Raw genomic sequence first — 240 nt, 5'->3', positions numbered from 1 at the left:
GCACGCCAAACGCCTATTTGAAATGTTTTCCGAGCGGCTGATCGTTTGGCTATTTGTGGAGGTGCTGGGGTGCTTGTTGATCGTGATGCTGGGTTTGATCGGGGGCATATGCCGCCTCCTGGTGATGAGCCCGGCAGTGCTGCACAGTCTCAATCTTTTCTACTGTCTAGTATTGTACCACAAACGGCTGAGCTCAATCGGGGGCCGGGGGCGGGGGTAGACAGTGCTGTGCGCGGTTGG

Annotated in this window: 1 protein-coding gene; it reads left to right on the top strand. The window is 56.7% G+C overall.

The genetic code is table 11. The features are described from left to right. Positions 1-69: 69 nt before the first annotated feature. Positions 70-240, top strand: a 171-nt coding sequence (locus KB213_RS12300) for a DNA/RNA non-specific endonuclease (RefSeq protein ID WP_346266720.1), incomplete at its 3' end; no start/stop codon positions are given.

It is taken from the genome of Neokomagataea anthophila (assembly GCF_018122595.1).
Lineage (GTDB): Bacteria > Pseudomonadota > Alphaproteobacteria > Acetobacterales > Acetobacteraceae > Gluconobacter > Gluconobacter anthophilus.
Note: the sequence above shows the minus strand (reverse complement) of the source record. Positions and strands in the feature narration are given on the sequence as shown.